This window comes from Nocardioides marmoriginsengisoli, assembly GCF_003725695.1.
In the GTDB taxonomy this organism is placed as follows: Bacteria; Actinomycetota; Actinomycetes; order Propionibacteriales; family Nocardioidaceae; genus Marmoricola; species Marmoricola marmoriginsengisoli.
Genome location: NZ_RJSE01000007.1, coordinates 875,818 through 896,727, shown reverse-complemented (window position 1 = coordinate 896,727; position 20,910 = coordinate 875,818). Strand labels below are relative to the sequence as shown.

The window sequence follows — 20,910 nt, the reverse complement described above, 5'->3', positions numbered from 1 at the left end:
GCGGGGCCGATACGACCCCACGTGAGTCTCCTTGCGTCCGCTCCCGGACCGAACACCGCCGCCCGTTCCGGGTCGTCGGGCGCCCGGGCGCGCCGTCGCGGCACCGCAGAACCGGTCCCGTACGACTTCCGGCGACCGATCCAGCTCTCCCGCGAGCACTCCCGGACCCTGCAGCTCGGTTTCGACGGCTTCGCCCGGCAGGCGACCACCGTCTTCACCTCGTCGCTGCGCACTGTTTGCGGCGTCGCCCTCACCGCGATCGACCAGCGCAGCTACGCCGAGTACGTCGACTCGCTGGACGCCTCGACGTACCTGACCATGTTCGCCGCCGACCCGATGCCGGGGCTCGGCGTCCTGGAGATCCCGCTGCTGGCGACCATGTCCTGCGTCGACCACATGCTCGGCGGGCCCGGCAACCCGGATCAGCCGCAACGCCCGCTCACCGAGATCGAGAGCGGCGTGATCGGCGGACTGATCGAACGGCTCCTCGGTGAGATGCGCTACTCGCTGGCCGGGATCGTGCCGTTGGAGCCGACCGTCACCGGGATCGAGTACAGCCCCCAGTTCGCCCAGGTCGCCGGCGCCGCCGACGTGATGGTGGTGGCGACCTTCGACCTGCGGATCGACGAGCGGGCGCACCGGATGACGGTCTGCCTGCCGTTCAGCGGCCTGCTCCCCCACCTGGCGACGGCAGCGGCCCCGGCACCGGCGTCCGACCGGGAGCGCGCCAAGCGTGCCCAGGCGGCCGAGCTGCTCCAGGCCCAGTTCGCCACCGTCCCGCTGGAGGTCGCCGTCCGGTTCCGGCCGACGCGGCTGGGACCGGACGCCCTCAGCGTGCTGCAGGCCGGCGACGTCGTCCGGCTGGCCCATCCGTCGTCGGCACCGCTGGACGTAACGGTCGACGACAAGATCTTTGCCCACGCCACGCCTGGCGCCCAGGGACAGCGGCTCGCTGCCCTCATCGTCGGCACCCAGAAGGAGTCCTGATGACCACCTCCCCCTTCGCCGAACAGAACCCCGGGCTCACCGGTGCGGACCTCGCGCTGGCCGCGGCCAGCGCCGCCGCGGCGGTGCTCCCGTCGGTGGACCCGCTGGTCGCCGCCGGCGCCCAACCCGGCAACGAGCACGTGGTCGCGTCGTTCTCCGGCGCTGCGATCACCGAGCTGGACGGGGCCCGGACCGGCAGGATCGCGGTCCTGGTCGGCGACGAGCTCACCGGCGCCCTGGCCTCCAGCCCGATCGACGGGCTCGACCTGGCCGCCGCGACCCAGCCGGCGCTGGACGCGATCGCCGCGACCCTCGGCGCCTCGGCGCGCGCGGCGCAGACCGTCAGCCTCGACCTGGTCCTCTCCGACCTCGGGCCGGACTTCACCGTCGTACCGCTGATCGGTGCCGGGATCGCGGCCTCAGTGCTGATCCAGGACCGGCTGCTGGTCGCCGCCGCGACGAACGCGGCCCCGGAGGCACCGTTCGCGGAGACGCTGCCGCCGGCCCCGAGCGCGCCGGCCCCGAACACCCCGACCCCGAGCACCCCTGCCGTCGCGCCGGTCGAGACTCCCGCCGCGAACGTCACCCCGCTCCCGACGCGCGGGATCGAGATGCTGCACGGGGTCGACATGGAGGTGACCGTGGAGCTCGGCCGCACCCGGATGACGGTGCGCGACCTGCTTGCTCTCACCCCGGGCGCGGTGCTCGAGCTCGATCGTGCCGCCGGCAGCCCGGCCGACCTGCTCGTGAACGGCCGGTTGATCGCCCGCGGCGAGGTGGTCGTGGTCGACGAGGACTTCGGCCTCCGGCTCACTGAGATCATCGACGACAGCGCGGCTGGCTGAGGCCGTGCTCGAGCTGACCCTCCGACTCGTCGTCTCGCTGGCGATCGTCGTCGGACTCCTCCTGCTGCTGGCGCGGTTCGGCGCCCGGAAGTTCCGCGGGAACGCCGGGGCGATGGTCCAGGTCGTCCACCGGCAGCCGCTGAGCCGGACCTCGGCGGTCGCCGTGGTGACGGTCGGCAGCCGGGTCCTGGTGCTGGGCACCACCGAGCAGCAGATCAGCGTGCTCGCCGAGCTCGACCCGGAGGAGATCGAGCTCGAGGACGCCGCGGTGCTCTCGTTCGCGGAGGTCCCGGACGCCGACCTGGTCGAGACGCTCCGCGCCGACCTCCCGGCCGGCTCGCTGTCCGCGTCCGCGCTGCCTCGCACGGCCCGCGGATCGCACCGCGCCGCCCCCGCCGCCTCTCTCCCGTCGACCGGTCCGCTCGCCGGCTCGGTGCTCTCGGCCCAGACCTGGCGGCAGGCGTTCCAGGTCGCCACCGGGCGCGGCTCGACTCGGCGGGTCTCGTGACCCGGATCGGCCGGCTGCTGCTCCTGCTGCTCGCGACGGCCGCCTTCGTCGTCGTACCGGCAGTCGCGGCGACGGCCGCGCCGTCCCCGACCACCGCCGCCACCGGCCTGGCACCGATGCCGGCAACCCCGGGGCCGGAGGGGCCGAACGGCCCGAGCACCGGCGACACGTCGGTGACCGTCGACCTCGGCGGACTGACGGAGAAGCCGAGTACGTCGGTCACCGTGATCATCGCGATGACGCTGCTGTCGCTGCTGCCGGCGATCCTGCTCACCTGCACCAGCTTCACCAAGATCCTGGTCGTCCTCGGTCTGACCAGGAACGCCCTCGGCCTCCAGCAGACCCCTCCGAACCAGGTGCTCGCCGGGCTCGCCCTCTTCCTCAGCCTGTTCATCATGGCGCCGGTGCTGGGCAGCATCAACGACGCCGGCGTCCAGCCCTACCTCAAGGGCGACAAGACCACCGCGCAGGCGTACGCCGATGGGGTGAAGCCGCTGAAGGAGTTCATGCTCGACCACACCGATGACGCCGAGCTGACCCTGCTGACCAACGTCGCCAACCGCGACCTGCCCAAGAACCGCGACGACGTCTCGATGGCGACCCTGGTGCCCGCGTTCGTGCTCAGCGAGCTGAAGCAGGCCTTCATCATCGGCTTCATCGTCTTCATCCCGTTCCTGGTGATCGACATCGTCGTCAGCGGGGCGTTGATGGCGCTCGGCATGATGATGATGCCGCCGGTGATGGTGTCGCTGCCGTTCAAGCTGCTGCTCTTCGTCCTCGTCGACGGCTGGGGACTGGTCATCAAGTCCCTGGTCGCGAGTTATCAGGCGTAGCGCCGTGACCGATACGACGATCATGCAGATCGCGCTCCAGACGATGCTGGTGGCGCTGAAGCTCTCCGCCCCGATCCTGGCGACCTCGCTGGTGATCGGCTTCGTCATCTCCCTGTTCCAGTCGATGACCCAGATCCAGGAGTTCACCCTCTCCTTCGTGCCGAAGGTGATCGGCGTCGGGATCGCCCTGCTGATCTGCGGCAACTGGATGCTGCACACCCTGATGGACTTCACGGTCGACCTGTTCGAGAGTCTTCCCGGACTGCTGAGCTGACGATGACGATCTCCATCGCCGGCGAGCCGCTGATCGGCTACCTGCTGGCCTCGGTGCGGATCATCGCCTGGCTGGCGATCGTGCCGCCGTTCTCGTCGCGCGCGGTGCCGGCGATGGCGAAGGTAGTGCTCTCGCTGGGATTGGCGCTGGCGGTCTCCCCCGGGCTCGGCGGCGACATCCCGGTGACGTTCTGGGCGCTGGCCGTCAACATCGTCACCCAGGTGCTGATCGGTGCCGGGATGGGCTTCGTGACCTACCTGCTCTTCCAGGCGATCGCGACCGCGGGCAGCCTGGTCGACCTCTTCGGCGGGTTCGCGCTCGCCCAAGGATTCGACCCGCTCGGGCTGACCATGAACACCGTGTTCGGCAAGTTCCACCAGATGCTGGCGACGATGCTGCTCTTCGCCACCGGCGGCCACCTGCTGGTCGTCGGCGGGCTGCTCCGCACGTTCCACTTCCTCCCGGTCGGGACCAGTCCGGACGTCGGCAGACCGACCGACATCCTGGTCACCGCGATGGGGATGTTCTTCACCACCGCCGTCCAGATCGCGCTGCCGCTGATCGCGGTGCTCTTCATCGCCGACCTCGGCCTGGCCCTGCTCACCAAGGTCGCCCCGCAGCTGAACGCGCTCAACGTGATGTTCCCGGCCAAGATCGGCCTCACCCTGCTGCTGCTCGGCCTCTCCTTCCCGGTGCTGCCAGGAGCGATGGAGCGACTGGTCGACCTGGCGAACGAGGCGATGGCTGCGATAGCGGGAGCGCCGTGAGTCCGGACATCGAGCCTGTCGAGACGACCCGGAGCGGCTCGTGAGCGCCGGGGACGGTGGCGAGAAGACCGAGAAGCCCACCCCGAAGCGACTCAAGGAGTCCCGCAAGGAGGGCCAGGTCGCGCGCACCCAGGAGCTCGGCGGCTGGGGCTCGCTGCTGGTCGTCGCGATGGCGATGCCGATGCTGCTCTCCCACGAGCTCGGCGCGGTCCGCCGGATCATGGTGACCAGCCTGTCGGTCGAGAACCCCAGTACGGCGCAGGCGCTGACCCTTCTCGGCGACGCCGCCCGGCACGTCTTCCTCAGCATCGTGGTGCTGGGCAGCGCGGTGATGCTGATCGGCGTCGCGTCCGCGCTGGCCCAGGGCGGCTTCTTCCTGGCCACGAAAACGGTGAAGCCGACCTGGTCGAAGCTCGACCCGATCAAGGGCGCCAAGCGGGTCTTCGGTCCGCACGCGCTCTGGGAGGGCGCGAAGATGCTGCTGAAGAGCACGTTCGTGGCCCTGGTCGCCTACGTCGCGATCAAGTCGGTGATGCCGCTGATCGGCGGTCTGGTCCCGATCCCGGTGATGATCGAGATCGTCTCGGACAAGGCCCTCGGCCTGATCCGCAACATCGGCCTGGTCGGGCTCGCGATGGCCGCGGCCGACTACCTGGTCCAGCGCCGCCGGATCGGCAAGCAGACCCGGATGAGCAAGGACGAGGTCAAGCAGGAGCACAAGCAGACCGAGGGCGACCCGATGGTCAAGAGCGCGATGCGCTCCCGCCAGCTCGCCGCCGCCCGCAACCGGATGATGGCCGACGTCGCGACCGCCGATGTCGTCCTGGTGAACCCCACCCACGTCGCCGTCGCGCTCCGGTACGACGCCCAGCGCGGAGCACCGCGGGTGGTGGCCCGTGGAGCCGGCGCGATCGCGGCGAGGATCCGTGAGCTCGCGGCGGAGGACACCGTCCCGCTGGTGCGCGACGTCCCGCTGGCCCGCGCGCTCTACCGCTCCACGAAGGTCGGCGACGAGATCCCGGCCGAGCTGTTCGGCGCCGTCGCCCAGGTGCTCGCCTTCGTGATCAGCCGGCGCAGCCGCGGCCAGCACGGCGGGGAGCACCGTTCGCCACGGCCCGAGGGTGCGCTGCCTCCGGTGCCGGTGGCCGGACGCCGGCGACGTCCGCAACCCGGGGCCGGAATCTCCTCAACTCCGGGGCGCACCGCCCGATAGGGACTCCGACGCCAGGACGACGTCGACCGCTGTGCCATGGACGGCGCGCCCTGCCAGAGAGCGAACCCCATGAAGCGCATGACGCAGCTCGGCGTGCCGATCGGCATCGTCTTCATCGTGGTGATGCTGGTCGTCCCGCTCCCCGCGATGGTGCTCGACCTGCTGATCGCCCTGAACATCACCGGCGCGCTGCTGATCCTGCTGACCGCGATCTTCATCAACAAGCCTCTCGACTTCGCCGCCTTCCCGGCGGTCATCCTGGTGATGACGCTGTTCCGGCTGGCCCTCAACGTCAGCGCCACCCGGCTGGTCCTGCTCGACGGGTACGCCGGCAAGGTGATCGACACCTTCGGGCACTTCGTGGTCGGCGGATCGTTGATCGTCGGGATGATCGTCTTCGCGATCCTGCTGGTGATCCAGTTCGTGGTGATCACCAACGGCGCCGGCCGGGTCGCCGAGGTGGGGGCCCGGTTCACCCTGGACGCCATGCCCGGCAAGCAGATGGCGATCGACGCCGACCTGAACTCCGGCCTGATCACCGAGGAGCAGGCCCGGACCCGGAGGCTCGAGGTGCACGCCGAGGCGGACTTCTACGGCGCGATGGACGGAGCCTCGAAGTTCGTCAAGGGCGACGCGATCGCCGCGATCGTGATCACCCTGGTCAACCTGATCGGCGGCTTCGGCATCGGCGTCGGTCAGAAGGGGATGCCGTTCGGGGACGCCATCTCGACGTACAGCCTGCTCTCGATCGGTGACGGCCTGGTCTCCCAGATCCCGGCGCTGCTGCTCTCGGTGGCGACCGGCCTGATCGTGACCCGCGCGGTCGGCGACCAGGACATGGGTTCCGACATCGTCCGCCAGCTCACCGCCCGCCGTACGCCGCTGCGGGTGGCCGGCTTCGCGGCGCTCGCGCTCTGCCTGATCCCGGGCCTGCCGAAGCTGCCGTTCATCATCGCCGGCGGCCTGATGCTGCTGGCGAGCACCCGGATCGACGAGACCAGCGAGCCTGTCGCGGCGGACGCCGACGCGCTGGCCGCGCTCCCCTCGCCGGATTCGCCGGAGGTGCTCGCCGCAGAGATCCAGGTCGACCCGCTCGGCCTCGAGCTCTCCCCCGACATCATCGACCTGGTCGACCCGAACGCCGGCGGCGACCTGCTGGAGCGGGTCAAGGCGCTGCGCCGCAAGGTCGCCTCGGACATCGGCATCGTGGTGCCGCCGGTGCGCACCCGCGACAACCTCGATCTGCCGCTGCGCACCTACGCGATCAAGCTCTTCGGGGTCGAGGTCGCCCGCGGCGAGTCCCCGGCGGGCACCGTCCTGGCGATCGGCGCCCCCGAGCTCGGGCAGAGCGGTCTGGGGTCGATCCCGGGCGAGCCGACCACCGAACCGGTCTTCGGGCTCGAGGCCAAGTGGATCCCGGCGGAGCTGCGCAACCAGGCCGAGCTCTCCGGTGCGACCGTCGTCGACCGGGCCTCGGTGATCACCACCCACCTGGCCGAGGTGGTCACCACGCACGCGTCCCGGCTGCTCGGCCGCGAGGACGTCCGGCTGCTCACCGACGTGGTCAAGCGCAGCCACCCGGTGGTCGTCGACGAGCTGACCCCGGCCCAGCTCAGCCTCGGCGAGGTGCAACGGGTGCTGCAGACGCTGCTCGACGAGAGCGTCTCGGTCCGCGACCTGGTCCGGATCTACGAGGCGCTCTCCCTGAAGGCCACCTCCACCAAGGACCTGGACGCCCTGGTCGAGGCGGCCCGGCAGGCACTCGGGCCGGCGATCGTCGCGCCGTACCTCGGCGGAGCGGGCGAGGAACGCACCGTGCACGTGATCAGCCTGGAACCGCAGCTCGAGCAGCAGCTGCTCGAGGACCTCCGGCCGAGCGACCAGGGCGCCGTGGTGGCGATGGATCCCGAGCTCGGCCAGTCAATGCTGAACCAGCTGACCACGTTCCTGAGCGAGTCCGAGAACCGCAACCAGCGGCCGGTGCTGGTCTGCTCGCCGCAGCTCCGCCCCGCCGTACGACGCCTGGTGCGGCCTTCCCTGCACCAGCTCCCGGTCCTCGCCTACACCGAGCTCGTCGGTGCCGACCAGGTCCGGTCGGTCGGTGTGGTGACCCGCTACTCGGTCCTGGAGCCCGGCGCGATTCAGGTGGCCGGATGAGCCCGCTCTCACCGACCGTCCTCACCGGCGCCACCCTGGTCGCCTCTCCCGCCCTGTGGGCGAGCCTGGTCGACCGGACGATGCCGCTGGACGTCGCCCTGACCCGCTACCTGATCGCGCTCGCGGTCTGCTGGGTGCTGCTCAGCCTCGTCGCCGAGCTCGCCCTCCCGACCCCCTCGAACGGGCCCAAGACACCGGTCGAACAGGCCCGTTCTACCGACGAGTCGTCCCCTCCGGTCGAGTGACTCCGCCTTCGTCCGACAGATCGGGCCTACTCAGCAGACAGATCGGGCCTACTCAACCGCGGGTGGTGAAGGCCCGGGCGCCGGAACCGCCCTCGGCGAGCGCGACGACCATGCACTCCTCGATCAGGATCGGCGGCGAGCCGATGATCTGCGACCCCGGCGACTCCGCGGCGATCGCGGCGAACGACGCCTGGAACTCGGCTCGGACGGCGTCGTCGACGAAGACGTAGCACCCCTCGAACCACTCGCCGCGCCGCATCCGCCAGGTCTTGAGCCGGAGGCCCTCCATCTCGGTGAACCGGGCGTGGGAGACGGTGGCGACGTAGTCCACGAGCGCCTCCTCGACCCCGTCGGCCGCCTCGGCCAGCGACCAGCGGACCGTCAGGCCGGCGTACTCCTCGATCATCGTCCCACTCCTTCCAGGGGTGCTGCCGACCCGAGCCAGTGCAGCAGCAGCCGGACCCCGAAGCCGGTCGGCCCGGGCGTCCACTCGCCGGCGTCACGGGGCGCGTCGCCGACCGACGCGATGTCCAGGTGCACCCACGGCAGCGAGCTCGTGAAGTGCTGCAGGAAGAGCGCGGCGGTGATCGCCGGCGCCCGGCCGGGGGCGTTGTCGGCGTCGGCGACCTTCGAGGCCAGGAAGCTCTCGTACTCCTCGGCCAGCGGCATCCGCCACAGCCGCTCGCCGGAGACCATGCTGGCCTGCTCGAGCGCCGCTGCCGCCGCGTCGTCGGTCGCGAAGTAGCCGCCGGTGCTCAGGCCGAGCGCGACCTTGATGCCACCGGTCAGCGTGGCCACGTCGACGAGCAGGTCCGGCTTCAGCCTGGCCGCCGCGTAGGCGAGCCCGTCGGCGAGCACCAGCCGGCCCTCGGCGTCGGTGTTGGTGACCTCGGTCGTGCGGCCGCCCCAGTGCGTGATCACGTCCCCGGGCCGCAGCGCGCTGCCGCTGATCGCGTTCTCGGCGATCGGCATCAGCCCGGTCACCCGCACCGGGCAGTCGACGGCGGCCAGCGCGCTCATCGTCGCGGCGACCACCGCGGCGCCGGTCATGTCGCGCTTCATGGTGACCATCGACTCGCCGGGCTTGATCGAGAGCCCGCCCGTGTCGAAGGTGATCCCCTTGCCGACCAGGACGACGTGCGGAGCCCGCCGCGCACCCTTGGCCGGCGAGTACTCCGCCTGCACCAGGTACGGCGGCGTGGACGACGCCTGCCCGACCGCGAGGATCCCGCCGAAGCCGTCCTTCTCCAGGGCGGCCCGGTCCCAGACCTTCGTCCGCACCCTGTCGCCGGTCATCAGCCGGCCGGCCTCGTCGGCCAGCCACTTCGGGGACTTGATGTTCGACGGCGTGGTCGCCAGCCGACGTGCCTCGGCGCTGGCCCGGGCGATCGCCGTCGCCCGGTCGAGCACGTCCTGCCGCTCCGGCGCCGTGCCGGCCAGCACGATCCGGCCGACCGGGGCGTCCGTCGTACCGTCCGCGGGGGCCGTGCGCAGCGTGAACCGGAACGAGGCGAGCACGGCACCGGCCACGAAGGCCGTCAGGCCGTCGTCGTCGGCGGTGGCCTGGACCGTGGAGACGACCTCGTCGGCGCCGACGGCCGCCCGGGCGAGCGCGGCACCGGCGGCGCGGTGGGCGTCGGAGCCGCCGTCCCCGAGCCCGATGCCGAGCACGGTGCGGCCGGGCAGCGGCAGCCTGGCCACCTGGCCGGCCGCGGTGCCGGCCCCGGCCTGCTCGAACATCGCCAGCAGGTCCAGGTCGCCCAGCTGGTCCTGGAGGTCCGCGGCGCCCGGCCCGAGGGTCAGGGCCCCGTCGTCGTCCAGGAGCGGTAGCGCCACCAGGCCGGCAGCAGCGCCGACCTGGCCCGAGGAGAGCACGAAAGCCGGAGGAATCACGGCGGAAGGCGACGGCACCAGGTGAGAATACCGAAGGCCCCGCCCCGGCAAACCGGGGTCGGGGCCTTCGGTCGCGTCAGTCGACGCGGTCGTGATGGTGGGTGCCCGGCGTCAGCCGACCACGTCCTTCAGAGCGTCTCCGAGTGCGCGAGCCTCTTCCGCGTTGAGCTCGACCACGAGCCGTCCACCGCCTTCGAGGGGAACCCTCATGACGATGCCACGACCTTCCTTGGTGACCTCCAGCGGCCCGTCGCCGGTCCGCGGCTTCATCGCCGCCATGCGCACACCTCTTCCTCAGACTGAATCAAAGCGCCGAGCAGATGTGACGCTGTTCGCACCCATTATTCCCTATCAGGCATGGCCTCGGACAATCCGTGCGAGATCCGGGTACGGCAGACTCGGCTCCGTGCATGCCAGATCAGCCTTGTTCGACCTGTACGGCGACCACCTGCGCACCCGCGGCGGGAGTGCTCCGGTCGCTGCCCTGATCCGGATGCTGGAGCCTCTCGGGGTGCGCGCGCCGGCGGCCCGGACCGCCGTCTCGCGGATGGTCGCGCAGGGCTGGCTGGTCGCTGATCCCACCCCGGAAGGCCCCGGATACGCCCTCACCGAACGCGCCCGGACCCGCCTCGACGAGGCCGCCGCTCGGATCTACCGCACCGATCCGGCCGGGTGGGACGGCCGCTGGCAGGTCCGGGTGCTGAGCCCGATCGCCGACCGGGTCCGGCGCGAACGGGTCCGCAACCAGCTGCGCTTCCTCGGAATGGCGCCGATCAGCGACAGCACCTGGATCAGCCCGCACCACTCCGGCGAGGTCGACCAGCTCCTCCTCGACGAGGCCGTCCCGGTGGTCTCGTTCAGCGCCACCGATGCCGCGCCGAGCAGCCTGCTGCTCAAGGCGTTCGACGTCGACACGCTCGCCGCGGCCTACCGCACCTGGCTGGCCGAGGCCGGTGAGCTGGTCGCGACCGGCCCGGTGAGCGACGAGCAGGCCTTCGTCGTACGCTCGGAGCTGCTGCACAGCTGGCGCAAGTTCCTCTTCACCGATCCGGGGCTTCCGGCCGTCCTGCTTCCCGCGGACTGGCCGGGTGCCCGTGCGGCCGCGTTCTTCGACGAGCACGCGGACCGCTTGCGTCCCGCCGCCACCCGATTCATCGACCAGTGCCTGACCCGAGAAGGAGCCACCCCATGACCGAGCCCGTCATCTACGAGGTCGACGGCGGCGTCGCCACCATCACGCTGAACCGCCCCGAGGGCATGAACGGGCTCAACATCGCCGCCAAGGAGGCGCTCCTCGCGGCGGTCACCCGAGCCGCCGAGGACACCGAGGTCCGTGCGGTCGTGCTGACCGGCAGCGGCCGGGCGTTCTGCGTCGGCCAGGACCTGAAGGAGCACGTCGAGCTGCTGAACTCCGGCAGCTCGGACGAGCTGTTCACCACCGTCGAGAAGCACTACAACCCGATCGTGAGCACGCTGGCCGGGATGCCGAAGCCGGTGATCGCGGCGGTCAACGGCGTCGCCGCCGGTGCAGGCGCCAGCCTCGCCTTCGCCTGCGACCTGCGGATCGTCGCGGAGTCGGCCGGGTTCAACCTGGCCTTCCCGGGCGTCGCGCTCTCCTGCGACACCGGTGCCTCGTGGACGCTGCCGCGCCTGGTCGGCCAGGCCAAGGCGATCGAGCTGCTCTACTTCCCGAGCACGATCCCGGCCGCCGACGCGCTCGGCCTCGGCCTGGCGACCCGGGTCGTCCCGGACGCGGACCTGGCCGCCGAGGCCGCCGCCCTGGCCGCGAAGCTGGCCTCCGGGCCGACGCTGTCCTACGCCTCGATCCGGCAGTCGGTGAACTTCTCGGCCACGCACGACTTCGACGAGTCGCTGGCGTACGAGGGATCGAAGATGAACCTCACCGGTGCGAGCGCCGACCACCGCCGCGCCGTCGACGCCTTCCTCGCCAAGGAGAAGCCGGTCTTCGAAGGTCGTTGAGTAGGCCCTTCTTGCCCGTTGAACGGGCCGTTCTTGTCCCTTGAGTCGGCCCTTCTGATCGGGCCGCACTCGACTGGAGCGACCAGAACACCGGCCCCAACGATCAGCGGGATGCGAACACGGATCCGAGCAAACCGGTCGGACCGGTGCGGTAGACCTGAGTGGTCGTCATCCGAGCGCCGTACTCCACGGTCAGCGCCGCGCCGGCGTACGTCCGATTGAACCACTGCGTCATGGTGCCGTGGCACCCGCTGTTGCAGTGGAACACCTTCGCCGGCAGTCGCAGGCCCTCGACCAGGCGCAGCGCCAGCGGACGAGCCTTCCCGTACGACGTGTCCACCCCGTTGAGCGGCTGGTGCATGCTGATCACGTACGTCGGCCGGACGTTGCCGAGGAACCGGATCAGCGACCGGGTCTCCGGCTCTGAGGCGGGCCGCGGACCTGAGTTGTAGTGCCCCGGACGGCGGACCCAGCTGACCGGGAAGTTGCGGTTCAGGTCGACCCCGCGGGCGTTCTTGCGGGTGTGCCGGGCGAGCCCGTCCCGGTTGAGGTACGGCACCAGCCAGATGTCGGCGCCGGCGATCGGGCCGCCGCGGATCAGGCGCTCCAGGATCCGCGCCGGGCCGGGCTCGTTGCCGTGCATGCCGGAGATCATCACGACCTTGGTCTTCGAGGCGGGGTCGCCGACCCGGTACGCCCGCAGCGCCCGCCCCTTGACCGAACGCCCGAAGATCCGGATCTCGTTCACCGTCGGCGCGGCGGCCCGCTCCGTCGTACCGGTCTCGGCGCGCACGGGCGCGGCCAGCAGGCCGAGGATCAGGGCGACGAGTACGACGCCGAGCGCCGATCCCGAGAAACGCATGCGAGAAGCTCCTTAGGCCGGCGGCTCGTCGGTCCGGGCGGGGTCCTGGGCTGGGTCCTGGGCGGGGTCGTGGACGGGGCCCTGGGCGGGCGCCGCGTTCCCGGCCGCGCGCTGGCCGTACAGCTGCTGCGCCAGCCGGGCGATCAGCGCGTCCACCTCGCTGGCCCGGTACCCGCGCACGACCGAGGTGAAACGCACCTCCATCAGGTCCTCGGCGGTCAGCGGCCGGTCGGTCGGCAGCGGCACGTCCGGCCGGTCGTCGTACGCCGGCGCCAGCGGGTCACCGGCGCCGGTCGCGACCACCGCGACCCCGCCGATGACCAGCAGGATCAGCACCACGAGCAGCCAGGTCATCACGAGCTCGTCGCCTTCCCGGCCGCCATGATCGCGACCGCCTCGTCGACGTCGTCGGTCAGCACCAGCGCGCCCAGGTCGGCCTCGGAGATCTTGCCGTCGGCGAGCACCGTCCCGCGCAGCCAGTCCAGTAGACCGGACCAGTAGTCGATGCCGACCAGGACCACCGGGAACGAGGTGATCTTCTGGGTCTGGGCCAGGGTGAGCGCCTCGAACAGCTCGTCGAAGGTGCCCATCCCGCCGGGCAGCACGATGAACCCGCGGGCGTACTTGACGAACATGGTCTTGCGGGCGAAGAAGTAGCGGAAGTTCACGCCGATGTTCACGTAGTCGTTGACGCCGTCCTCGAACGGCAGCTCGATGCCGAGTCCGACGCTGACCCCGCCCGCCTCGGACGCCCCCTTGTTGGCGGCCTCCATGGCACCGGGGCCGCCGCCGGTGATCACCGCGAACCCGGCCTCGACGAGCTTGGCGCCGATCTGCTCGCCCTTCGCGTAGAAGGGGTCCTCGCGCTTGGTCCGCGCCGACCCGAAGACGGCGATCGCCGGGCCCAGCTCGGCCAGGGCGCCGAAGCCCTCGACGAACTCGGCCTGGATCCGGAGCACCCGCCAGGGGTCGGTGTGCAGCCAGTCCGCCCGGCCGTGGTCGTCGAGCAGCCGCTGGTCGGTGGTGGAGAGGTCGACCTGCGTGTCGCGCAGGAACGTCGGCCCCTTGCGCTTGACCGGCCGGCCCTCGCCGGTGCTCACTGCTCCCCCAGCCAGCGGCGCAGGGTGGACTCGCAAACGCGGAGCTGCTCGATCGGCACGTATTCCTCCTGCTTGTGGGCGAGCATCGGGTCGCCCGGTCCGAAGTTGACCGCGGGAATGCCGAGGCCGGTGAAGCGGGCGACGTCGGTCCAGCCGAACTTGGGGTTCACCTCACCGCCGACCGCCGCCACGAAGGCCGCCGCGGCGGGGACGCCCAGACCGGGCAGCGCGCCGGGAGCGGAGTCGGTGACGACCACGTCGAACCCGGCGAAGAAGTCGCGGACGAAGGCCAGCGCCTCGTCCTCGCTCCGGTCGGGGGCGAACCGGTAGTTGACGGTGACGGTGCAGCGGTCCGGGATCACGTTGGTCGCGACCCCGCCGTTGATCAGCACCGCGTTGAGGCCCTCGTGGTACTCCAGCCCGTCGATCACCGGCAGCCGGGCCTGGTACGACGCCAGCCGGTTCAGGATCTCGCCGGCGCCGTGGATCGCGTTGACCCCGCGCCACGACCGCGCCGAGTGCGCCCGCTCCCCCGTCGCGGTGACCTCGACCCGCAGGGTGCCCTGGCACCCGGCCTCGACGACCGCGTCCGAGGGCTCCATCAGGATCGCGAAGTCGGCCTCGAGCAGGGTCGGCTCCTGCTCGGCGACCAGACGCAACCCGTTGTGCACCGAGGCGATCTCCTCGCCCTCGTAGAAGACGTAGGTGACGTCCCGGACCGGATCGGGCAAGGTTGCCGCCAGCCGCAGCGCGACCGCGACCCCGCCCTTCATGTCGCAGGTGCCGAGGCCGTGCAGCAGGGTCCCGTCGTTGCGCGCCGGCAGGTTGTCGTTGAGCGGAACCGTGTCGAGGTGACCGGCGATCACGACCCGCTCCGCGCGGCCGAGCTCGGTGCGGGCGACCAGGGTGTTCCCGATCCGGACGGTCTTGAGGTGGGTCAGCGGCGCCAGCGCGGCCTCGACCGCGTCGCAGATCGCGCGCTCGTCCAGGCTGACCGACTCGATGTTCACCAGCGTCTCGGTCAGTGCGACCACGTCCGCGGTCAGATCCAGGGCCATGTCTTCATCTTGTCAGCCCTCCGGGTAGCAGCCGTGCCACCCTGGCCGAATCCGGCGCTCAGGTCCGGGGAAAGACGCAGAACTCGTTGCCCTCGGGGTCGGCGAGGACGGTCCAGCGGGGCTGCTCCCAGAGCAGGGTGGCGCCACGGGCGAGGAAGTCCGGCACCTCGCCGTACAGGTCCCAGTGCCAGCGGTTCTTCACCGTCTTCGGTTCGGGGACGTCACCGAAGACCCAGGCGTCGAAGGGCATCCCGGGGACGTCCTCGATCCAGTGCCACGACGTCCCGGACTTGCGGTGCAGCTCGGCCCCGAACACGTCCGCCCACCACGCGCCGATCGCCGCGGCGTCGACCGCGTCCACGGCTAGCTCCAGGGTCCGGTACGACGACAGCTTCTCCGCGGGCCGCACGAACGCGCAGAACTCACCGCCCTCGGGGTCGGCCAGCACGGTCCACTCGTCCTCGGCCGTCGGCTCCCGCAGCACGGTGGCGCCGAGCGCGACCAGAGCGTCGACGCGGTCGGTCGCGACGTCGACGTGCACCCGGTGCTTGACCGTCCGGGGCTCAGGGACCGGGCAGATCGCGATGCCCATGCCCTCCTCGGCGCCGACCACGTCACCGGGGTACCGCACGTCGCCGCGCTCGTACGCGCAGCCGGTCGCCGCGGCCCAGAACCGGCCCAGGGCGGTCAGGTCCTGACCCCGCGCGGGGTGGCTGTCGAGGCAGAGTTCCTTGAAGGTCGCGATGGCTGTCCGCTGTCCCATCACCGCAGCCTGCCACGAACGGGGTAGGTCCCGCCCGGTAGCCTGAACGACATGTCTGCGCCGTCCAGCACCCCTGCCACCCACGCGTGGGGCTTCGGTCTCGCGACCATCGCCGACGACGGCTCGACCCTCGACACCTGGTACCCGGCCCCCGCGCTCGGACCGGCTCCCGCGGACGCTGCCGCCCCTGCCTCGCTGACCGCGCTCGAGGGCAAGGACGACGCCCGGAAGGTCCGCACCGAGGTGGTCCGCACCGAGATCGTGCTGGCCGACGAGCCCGTCGACGCCGCCGACGTGTACCTCCGCCTGCACCTGCTGAGCCACCGCCTGGTCGCCCCGCACGGGCAGAACCTGACGGGCGTGTTCGGCCTGCTCAGCAACGTCGTCTGGACCAGCCACGGCCCCTGCGCGGTGGCCGGCTTCGAAGACGTCCGTACGGCGCTCCGCGCACGCGGCCCGGTCCAGGTGTTCGGGGTCGACAAGTTCCCGCGGATGACCGACTACGTCGTGCCGGCCGGCGTCCGGATCGCCGACGCCGACCGGGTCCGCCTCGGCGCGCACCTCGCGGACGGCACCACCGTCATGCACGAGGGCTTCGTGAACTTCAACGCCGGCACCCTGGGCGCCTCGATGGTCGAGGGCCGGATCTCGGCCGGCGTGGTCGTCGGTGACGGCTCCGACGTCGGTGGCGGCGCCTCGATCATGGGCACGCTCTCGGGCGGCGGCGCCCAGGTCATCTCGATCGGCAGCCGCTGCCTGCTCGGCGCCAACTCCGGGATCGGCATCTCGCTCGGCGACGACTGCGTGGTCGAGGCCGGCTGCTACGTCACCGCCGGCACCAAGGTGACGATCAGGAACATCGAGAACAAGCCCCAGGTGATCAAGGCGGTGACCCTGTCGGGTCAGTCGAACATCCTGTTCCGCCGCAACTCGGTCAGCGGGACCGTCGAGGCCGTGCCGTGGCGGGCCGAGGGCATCACCCTCAACGCCGACCTGCACGCGAACTGAGACCGCGGTCCCACTTGCGCACCCGTTCGCTGGTCTTCCTCGCGGTCCTCGCCCTCATCGCCGGGGTCGGCGTGGCCATCTGGCGCGGCACCGGCCCGTTGCCCGACCCCGAGCAGTGCTCGGCCGTGGTCGGCGGGCGCAAGGTGCCGCTCTCCTCCGAGCAGGGCCGCAACGCCGCCCTGATCGCGGCGATCGGACTCCAGCGCCGGCTGCCGGCGCGGGCGGTCTCGATCGCCCTGGCCACGGCGTACCAGGAGAGCAAGATCCAGAACCTGGCGCACGGCGACCGGGACTCGATCGGGATCTTCCAGCAGCGGCCCTCGCAGGGCTGGGGCACGGTGGCGCAGATCCGCGACGAGCACTACTCGATCAACAAGTTCTACGCCGCGCTGGAGCACATCGACGGCTACGAGACGATGCGGATCACCGAGGCCGCCCAGAAGGTGCAGCGCTCCGGGTTCCCGGAGGCCTACGAGGACCACGCCCCGGACGCCCGCGCGCTCTCCTCGGCACTGACCGGCTACAGCCCGGGCGGAGCGTTCACCTGCGTCGTCGATGAGCCCGAAGGCAGTGGCCGCGCCCAGGCCGTCAGCAAGTCCCTGGACGAGGCGTTCGGCACCACCGCGGTCGACCGGACCGGCGCCCGCGAGGACCTGCTGATCCCGGTCGCGAACGGCAAGGTCGGCAACCGGCTCGGCTGGGCGATCGCGCAGTACCTGGTCGCGTTCGCCGGACCGCTGAAGATCCAGGAGGTCTCCTTCGACGGCCGTACCTGGCGCACCGGCCGCAACTCCGAGAAGGGCTGGACCGGCTCGAACGCGATCGACAGCCGGGTCGAGGTCAACCTCGGCTGACCGCGAGTGGGCCCGAGTTGCACCTCGAGTAGGCCGAGGGTCTGGCGATGGAACGGTCGAACGACAGATCCGGCCCACTCGACAATCAGATCGGGCCCACTCGACGACACTTCGGGCCCGTTCGAACTAGGTCAATCGGGTGATGGCGGCGTCGATGCGCTCGTCGGTGGCGGTGAGCGCGACCCGGACGTGCTGGCTGCCGGCGGGGCCGTAGAACGACCCGGGAGCGACCAGGATGCCGCGCTCGGCGAGCCAGGCGACGGTGTCCCAGCAGGGCTCTTCCCTGGTCGACCAGAGGTACAGCGACCCCTCGGAGTGGTCGATCCGGAAGCCGGCGGCTTCGAGCGCCGCCTTGAGCCGGGTACGACGGGCGGCGTACCGGGCGTGCTGCTCGTCGACGTGCGCGTCGTCGTTCAGCGCGGCGACCATCGCGACCTGCTGCGGGCCGGGCAGCTGCAGACCGAGGTTCTTGCGCACGGCGAGCAGCTCGCCGATGACCGCAGGGTCACCCGCGACGAACGCACAGCGGTAGCCGGCCAGGTTGGAGCGCTTGGAGAGCGAGTGCACCGCAAGGATGCCCTCGGTCGAGCCGCCGCAGACGTCCGGGTGCAGCACCGACACGGCAGGCTCGTCGTTCCAGACCAGCTCGAGATAGCACTCGTCGGAGATCAGCAGCACGCCGCGCTCGCGGCACCAGTCGACGACCTTGCGCAGGTGCTCGACGGGCAGCACCTTGCCGGTCGGGTTCGAGGGCGAGTTGATCCAGAGGATCTTCGGCACCTCGGGTCCCAGCGCGGTCAGTGAGTCGGTCGCGATCACTCGCGCGCCGACCAGCGCCGCACTGACCTCGTACGTCGGGTACGCCAGCTCGGGCTGGACGATCAAGTCGCCCGGTCCGATGCCGAGGTGGGTCGGCAGCGAGGCGATCAGCTCCTTCGAGCCGATCACCGGGAGCACGCCGTCCAGGCCCAGCCCGGTGACGCCGAAGCGCCGGGCGAGCCAGTCGATGCAGGCCTGCCGCGTCTCGGGCAGCCCGATGGTGGTCGGGTAGCCGGGTGAGTCCGCCGAGGCGATCAGGGCGCGCTGCACCACCTCGGGGGTGGGATCGACGGGGGTGCCGACCGAGAGGTCGACGATCCCGTCAGGATGCGCGCGCGCCTGATCGCCGTACGGCGTCAGGTGGTCCCAGGGAAAGTCCGGGAGCCGGCCGGAAACGCGACCGAGAACGGTCAGTGTTCCTTGTCCTGGTTCTGCGGCGGCAGCGCGGCGATCATCGGGTGGTCCTGCTCGGTGAAGTCCGTCTTCGCCGCGCCACCCGGGGAGCCCAGGTCGTCGAAGAAGTGCACGTTCGCGTCGTAGTACTCCTTCCACTCACCCGGGGTGTCGTCTTCGTAGTAGATGGCCTCGACCGGGCAGACCGGCTCGCAGGCACCGCAGTCGACGCACTCGTCGGGGTGGATGTAGAGCATCCGCTTGCCTTCGTAGATGCAGTCGACGGGACATTCGTCGACGCAGGCGCGGTCCTTCAGATCTACACAAGGCTGGGCGATGACGTAGGTCACCTGGGTCCTCCTGAGGTACGTGTCCGGAGTGGACTGGGGCAAGCCTAGTATCCCGAACGTGAGTCCTGAAGGCAGTCCCGCGTTTCGACACGTGATCAAATTCGAGGAGCCCTCCGGCGGGGCCCACGGATTGGGTCCGCACGTGGTCGGGAAGCGGGTCGTCGTCCGGCGGCTGCTGCGTGGGCAGACCGGCCCGAGCGGCGGTCCGGCGATGACCGACCTGCTCGGGATCTGCGAGTCCTGGGGGCCGACGGAGACCGGGATCCGCGGCGAGGACGGCGTGCTGACCACGATTGCGCTCGCCGACATTGTCTCCGGCAAGCCGGTCCCGCCCCGGCCGTCGCGGTTCGCCCGGCTGTCCGCCGACGAGGTCGAGGACCGCGCCACCGCGTTCTTCGTGCCACGGGAGACCGAGCAGATCGGCGACTGGGTGCTCCGCTACACCGGCGGCGTGAACGCCCGGCCGAACTCGCTGCTGCCGGTTGGCGATCCCCGAGTCCCGCTCGACGAGGCGATCGCGCACACCGTGCAGTTCTACGCCGACCGGGGCCGGGCCGCCTGCGCCCAGGTGATCGTCGGGTCCGAGGTCCAGATCGCCCTGGAGGAGCGCGGCTGGACCGTGCTCCGGCCCGGCGAGGCGGACACCGAGGTGCTGCTCGCCGGGGTGGCCGCGGTCCAGCGCGCCTTGGGACCGGTCGACACCGGCATCGTCACCCACGCCGACCGGATCAGCCGGGAGTGGCTGACCGGCAACGAGCACGCGCTCGCCAACTACGACGCCGTGGCGGCCTCACTGGCCCTGTCGGACGCCACCTTCGCGACCATCGACGCGGACGGCGAGCAGCTCGCGCACGGCAGGATCGGCCTGCGCGACGACTGGGCGTTCGTGGCGGACCTGCTGGTCGCGAAGGAGCACCGCCGCCGGGGGCTCGCCCGCACGATGATGGCGGGGCTGGTCGAGTGGGCGGCCGAGCGCGGCGCGAGCGTGCTCCTGCTCCAGGTGGTCGCCGACAACGTTGCCGCCCAGGCGTTGTACGCCGGGCTCGGCTTCGAGCGGCACCACGCGTACCGCCACCTGACTGCGCCGGCGGGCTAGACCCCGTTGAAGAGGTCCGTCTCCAGCCCGAACTCGTTGAACGGACCGGCCTTGCTCCCCTTGGCGATCCGGAAGAACTCGTTCCCCCAGACCTCGCTGCCCTGGTTGTTGCTCAGCGCGAAGAACGGGCCGTCGGTGGTGATCTGGGTGGCGTGCGCCTTGAGCGCGGCCATCTTCTGCTCGTAGTACTTGTTGCCGTCGACCATCGCGGCCAGGTTCTCGTCCTCGGTGACGAACGGCGGCAGGTTGTCCGGGTCCATGCCCTCGAAGGTGGTGGTGTCGCCGGCGTCGCGGAGCCGGCGCAGCCCGTCGCGCATCCGGCTGGCCGACATCGCGCCCCAGTAGACCTTGGCGACGTCGTGCGCCTCCCCCAGGTCCGGCCGGTACGACGGCACCGCCGCCAGCGCAACGGCGTAGGTGGCGACCCGGTGCGCCTGGATGTGGTCGGGGTGGCCGTAGCCGCCGAACTCGTCGTAGGTGACCAGCACCTGCGGCCGGACCTCCCGGATCACCGAGACCAGGTGGCTGGCCGCCTCGGTCAGGTCGGCGTGCCAGAAGGCGTTCTCGTGGACGTCGTCGGCGGCGACCGCGTGCCCGTCGTCGTGCCACTTCATCCCGGAGTCGCGGTAGGTCCCGAAGCCGCCGAGGTAGCGGAAGTCGGTGACGCCGAGCTCGGCCATCGCGTTCGCCAGCTCGATCTTGCGCTGCTCGCCGAGGGTGTCGTCCTGGTCGGCCGCCATGTGCGCCAGCTCCGGGACCAGGATCTCGCCCATCTCGCCGCCGGTGCAGGTCACCAGCGTGACGCCGACTCCCTCGTCGACGTACTTGGCCATGGTGGCGCCCTGGCCGATGCTCTCGTCGTCGGGGTGGGCGTGCACGAGCAGGATGTGCTTGGTCATGCCCGA

25 protein-coding genes are annotated in these 20,910 nt (G+C 71.2%); 14 read left to right on the top strand and 11 right to left on the bottom strand.

Annotated features, from left to right (window positions below; all coding sequences use genetic code 11):
- Positions 1 to 21: 21 nt before the first annotated feature.
- The 9 genes from EFK50_RS12880 (at position 22) to EFK50_RS12840 (ending at position 7,829) form a co-directional block, all read left to right on the top strand.
- Complete coding sequence (locus tag EFK50_RS12880; RefSeq protein ID WP_246004144.1) at positions 22 to 987, top strand: flagellar motor switch protein FliM; 966 nt, start codon at positions 22 to 24, stop codon at positions 985 to 987.
- On the top strand, positions 987 to 1,832 hold the full coding sequence (gene fliN, locus EFK50_RS12875; RefSeq protein ID WP_123227939.1) for a flagellar motor switch protein FliN: 846 nt from the start codon (positions 987 to 989) through the stop codon (positions 1,830 to 1,832). The genes EFK50_RS12880 and fliN overlap by 1 nt, the downstream gene beginning before the upstream one ends.
- Positions 1,833 to 1,836: 4 nt before the next feature.
- On the top strand, positions 1,837 to 2,340 hold the full coding sequence (locus EFK50_RS12870) for a FliO/MopB family protein (RefSeq protein ID WP_123227938.1): 504 nt from the start codon (positions 1,837 to 1,839) through the stop codon (positions 2,338 to 2,340).
- A complete protein-coding gene (fliP, locus tag EFK50_RS12865; RefSeq protein ID WP_246004143.1) occupies positions 2,337 to 3,173 on the top strand; it encodes a flagellar type III secretion system pore protein FliP in 837 nt (278 codons plus the stop codon). The genes EFK50_RS12870 and fliP overlap by 4 nt, the downstream gene beginning before the upstream one ends.
- A 4-nt stretch (positions 3,174 to 3,177) precedes the next feature.
- Positions 3,178 to 3,447 (top strand): flagellar biosynthesis protein FliQ, encoded by a 270-nt coding sequence (fliQ, locus tag EFK50_RS12860; protein WP_123227937.1) that lies wholly within the window; start codon positions 3,178 to 3,180, stop codon positions 3,445 to 3,447.
- A 2-nt stretch (positions 3,448 to 3,449) separates the two neighbouring features.
- A complete protein-coding gene (locus tag EFK50_RS12855; RefSeq protein WP_123227936.1) occupies positions 3,450 to 4,214 on the top strand; it encodes a flagellar biosynthetic protein FliR in 765 nt (254 codons plus the stop codon).
- A 40-nt stretch (positions 4,215 to 4,254) separates the two neighbouring features.
- Positions 4,255 to 5,427 (top strand): EscU/YscU/HrcU family type III secretion system export apparatus switch protein, encoded by a 1,173-nt coding sequence (locus EFK50_RS12850; RefSeq protein WP_123227935.1) that lies wholly within the window; start codon positions 4,255 to 4,257, stop codon positions 5,425 to 5,427.
- Positions 5,428 to 5,496: 69 nt separating this feature from the next.
- The gene (gene flhA / locus EFK50_RS12845; protein ID WP_123227934.1) at positions 5,497 to 7,584 is read left to right on the top strand and encodes a flagellar biosynthesis protein FlhA; all 2,088 of its coding nucleotides are present in this window, start codon (positions 5,497 to 5,499) and stop codon (positions 7,582 to 7,584) included.
- Positions 7,581 to 7,829: a hypothetical protein gene (locus EFK50_RS12840; RefSeq protein ID WP_123227933.1), complete on the top strand. Its 249-nt coding sequence runs from the start codon at positions 7,581 to 7,583 to the stop codon at positions 7,827 to 7,829. Before flhA ends, EFK50_RS12840 begins: the two co-directional genes overlap by 4 nt.
- A gap of 52 nt (positions 7,830 to 7,881) precedes the next feature.
- On the opposite strand, the gene EFK50_RS12835 is transcribed toward EFK50_RS12840, so the two are convergent.
- The 3 genes from EFK50_RS12835 to EFK50_RS12825 all read right to left on the bottom strand — a co-directional run bounded on the left by EFK50_RS12835 (position 7,882) and on the right by EFK50_RS12825 (position 10,001).
- The gene (locus EFK50_RS12835; RefSeq protein WP_123227932.1) at positions 7,882 to 8,235 is read right to left on the bottom strand and encodes a hypothetical protein; all 354 of its coding nucleotides are present in this window, start codon (positions 8,233 to 8,235) and stop codon (positions 7,882 to 7,884) included.
- Complete coding sequence (locus tag EFK50_RS12830) at positions 8,232 to 9,740, bottom strand: leucyl aminopeptidase family protein (protein WP_246004142.1); 1,509 nt, start codon at positions 9,738 to 9,740, stop codon at positions 8,232 to 8,234. Before EFK50_RS12830 ends, EFK50_RS12835 begins: the two co-directional genes overlap by 4 nt.
- A 93-nt stretch (positions 9,741 to 9,833) precedes the next feature.
- The gene (locus EFK50_RS12825) at positions 9,834 to 10,001 is read right to left on the bottom strand and encodes a DUF3117 domain-containing protein (RefSeq protein WP_123227931.1); all 168 of its coding nucleotides are present in this window, start codon (positions 9,999 to 10,001) and stop codon (positions 9,834 to 9,836) included.
- A gap of 127 nt (positions 10,002 to 10,128) precedes the next feature.
- Between EFK50_RS12825 and EFK50_RS12820 the strand changes: the two genes are divergently transcribed.
- Both EFK50_RS12820 and EFK50_RS12815 read left to right on the top strand, forming a co-directional pair.
- Positions 10,129 to 10,914 carry a PaaX family transcriptional regulator gene (locus tag EFK50_RS12820; RefSeq protein WP_123227930.1) on the top strand — a complete coding sequence of 262 codons (786 nt, stop codon included), beginning with the start codon at positions 10,129 to 10,131 and terminating at the stop codon, positions 10,912 to 10,914.
- Positions 10,911 to 11,702: an enoyl-CoA hydratase-related protein gene (locus EFK50_RS12815; protein WP_123227929.1), complete on the top strand. Its 792-nt coding sequence runs from the start codon at positions 10,911 to 10,913 to the stop codon at positions 11,700 to 11,702. Before EFK50_RS12820 ends, EFK50_RS12815 begins: the two co-directional genes overlap by 4 nt.
- Before the next feature lie 103 nt (positions 11,703 to 11,805).
- On the opposite strand, the gene EFK50_RS12810 is transcribed toward EFK50_RS12815, so the two are convergent.
- From EFK50_RS12810 to EFK50_RS22665, 5 genes are read right to left on the bottom strand one after another with little or no spacing between them, the layout of a single operon-like run.
- Positions 11,806 to 12,564, bottom strand: coding sequence for a M14 family zinc carboxypeptidase (locus EFK50_RS12810; protein WP_123227928.1), 759 nt, complete (start codon positions 12,562 to 12,564; stop codon positions 11,806 to 11,808).
- Positions 12,565 to 12,576: 12 nt separating this feature from the next.
- Positions 12,577 to 12,918 (bottom strand): DivIVA domain-containing protein, encoded by a 342-nt coding sequence (locus tag EFK50_RS12805; RefSeq protein WP_123227927.1) that lies wholly within the window; start codon positions 12,916 to 12,918, stop codon positions 12,577 to 12,579.
- A complete protein-coding gene (locus EFK50_RS12800; RefSeq protein ID WP_123227926.1) occupies positions 12,918 to 13,664 on the bottom strand; it encodes an LOG family protein in 747 nt (248 codons plus the stop codon). Before EFK50_RS12800 ends, EFK50_RS12805 begins: the two co-directional genes overlap by 1 nt.
- The gene (dapE, locus tag EFK50_RS12795; protein WP_123227925.1) at positions 13,661 to 14,722 is read right to left on the bottom strand and encodes a succinyl-diaminopimelate desuccinylase; all 1,062 of its coding nucleotides are present in this window, start codon (positions 14,720 to 14,722) and stop codon (positions 13,661 to 13,663) included. Before dapE ends, EFK50_RS12800 begins: the two co-directional genes overlap by 4 nt.
- A gap of 58 nt (positions 14,723 to 14,780) precedes the next feature.
- The gene (locus tag EFK50_RS22665; protein WP_246004141.1) at positions 14,781 to 15,485 is read right to left on the bottom strand and encodes a VOC family protein; all 705 of its coding nucleotides are present in this window, start codon (positions 15,483 to 15,485) and stop codon (positions 14,781 to 14,783) included.
- Between the two features lie 51 nt (positions 15,486 to 15,536).
- On the opposite strand from EFK50_RS22665, the gene dapD reads away from it, so the two are divergent.
- Both dapD and EFK50_RS12780 read left to right on the top strand, forming a co-directional pair.
- Positions 15,537 to 16,493: a 2,3,4,5-tetrahydropyridine-2,6-dicarboxylate N-succinyltransferase gene (gene dapD, locus EFK50_RS12785; RefSeq protein ID WP_123227924.1), complete on the top strand. Its 957-nt coding sequence runs from the start codon at positions 15,537 to 15,539 to the stop codon at positions 16,491 to 16,493.
- A 14-nt stretch (positions 16,494 to 16,507) separates the two neighbouring features.
- Positions 16,508 to 17,347: a hypothetical protein gene (locus EFK50_RS12780; RefSeq protein ID WP_246004140.1), complete on the top strand. Its 840-nt coding sequence runs from the start codon at positions 16,508 to 16,510 to the stop codon at positions 17,345 to 17,347.
- Positions 17,348 to 17,473: 126 nt separating this feature from the next.
- On the opposite strand, the gene dapC is transcribed toward EFK50_RS12780, so the two are convergent.
- Both dapC and fdxA read right to left on the bottom strand, forming a co-directional pair.
- Positions 17,474 to 18,580 carry a succinyldiaminopimelate transaminase gene (gene dapC, locus EFK50_RS12775; protein ID WP_123228652.1) on the bottom strand — a complete coding sequence of 369 codons (1,107 nt, stop codon included), beginning with the start codon at positions 18,578 to 18,580 and terminating at the stop codon, positions 17,474 to 17,476.
- Positions 18,577 to 18,909 carry a ferredoxin gene (fdxA, locus tag EFK50_RS12770; RefSeq protein WP_123228651.1) on the bottom strand — a complete coding sequence of 111 codons (333 nt, stop codon included), beginning with the start codon at positions 18,907 to 18,909 and terminating at the stop codon, positions 18,577 to 18,579. Before fdxA ends, dapC begins: the two co-directional genes overlap by 4 nt.
- Before the next feature lie 91 nt (positions 18,910 to 19,000).
- Here fdxA and EFK50_RS12765 point away from each other — a divergent pair, with 91 nt between their 5' ends.
- Positions 19,001 to 20,005, top strand: a complete 1,005-nt coding sequence (locus EFK50_RS12765) for a GNAT family N-acetyltransferase (RefSeq protein WP_148046147.1) — start codon at positions 19,001 to 19,003, stop codon at positions 20,003 to 20,005.
- Here the strand turns inward: EFK50_RS12765 and mshB are convergent.
- On the bottom strand, positions 20,002 to 20,904 hold the full coding sequence (mshB, locus tag EFK50_RS12760; protein WP_123227922.1) for an N-acetyl-1-D-myo-inositol-2-amino-2-deoxy-alpha-D-glucopyranoside deacetylase: 903 nt from the start codon (positions 20,902 to 20,904) through the stop codon (positions 20,002 to 20,004). The two genes, EFK50_RS12765 and mshB, sit on opposite strands and share 4 nt — an antisense overlap.
- Positions 20,905 to 20,910 lie beyond the last annotated feature (6 nt).

What these genes read in the sequence shown, in the direction of transcription:
- fliN (WP_123227939.1), top strand. Translation starts at nt 987, where the DNA reads ATGACCACCTCCCCCTTCGCCGAACAGAACCCCGGGCTCACCGGTGCG.
- EFK50_RS12855 (WP_123227936.1), top strand. Translation starts at nt 3,450, where the DNA reads ATGACGATCTCCATCGCCGGCGAGCCGCTGATCGGCTACCTGCTGGCC.
- flhA (WP_123227934.1), top strand. Translation starts at nt 5,497, where the DNA reads ATGAAGCGCATGACGCAGCTCGGCGTGCCGATCGGCATCGTCTTCATC.
- EFK50_RS12840 (WP_123227933.1), top strand. Translation starts at nt 7,581, where the DNA reads ATGAGCCCGCTCTCACCGACCGTCCTCACCGGCGCCACCCTGGTCGCC.
- EFK50_RS12835 (WP_123227932.1), bottom strand. Translation starts at nt 8,235, where the DNA reads ATGATCGAGGAGTACGCCGGCCTGACGGTCCGCTGGTCGCTGGCCGAG.
- EFK50_RS12825 (WP_123227931.1), bottom strand. Translation starts at nt 10,001, where the DNA reads ATGGCGGCGATGAAGCCGCGGACCGGCGACGGGCCGCTGGAGGTCACC.
- EFK50_RS12815 (WP_123227929.1), top strand. Translation starts at nt 10,911, where the DNA reads ATGACCGAGCCCGTCATCTACGAGGTCGACGGCGGCGTCGCCACCATC.
- EFK50_RS12810 (WP_123227928.1), bottom strand. Translation starts at nt 12,564, where the DNA reads ATGCGTTTCTCGGGATCGGCGCTCGGCGTCGTACTCGTCGCCCTGATC.
- EFK50_RS12805 (WP_123227927.1), bottom strand. Translation starts at nt 12,918, where the DNA reads ATGACCTGGCTGCTCGTGGTGCTGATCCTGCTGGTCATCGGCGGGGTC.
- dapE (WP_123227925.1), bottom strand. Translation starts at nt 14,722, where the DNA reads ATGGCCCTGGATCTGACCGCGGACGTGGTCGCACTGACCGAGACGCTG.
- EFK50_RS22665 (WP_246004141.1), bottom strand. Translation starts at nt 15,485, where the DNA reads ATGGGACAGCGGACAGCCATCGCGACCTTCAAGGAACTCTGCCTCGAC.
- dapD (WP_123227924.1), top strand. Translation starts at nt 15,537, where the DNA reads ATGTCTGCGCCGTCCAGCACCCCTGCCACCCACGCGTGGGGCTTCGGT.
- mshB (WP_123227922.1), bottom strand. Translation starts at nt 20,904, where the DNA reads ATGACCAAGCACATCCTGCTCGTGCACGCCCACCCCGACGACGAGAGC.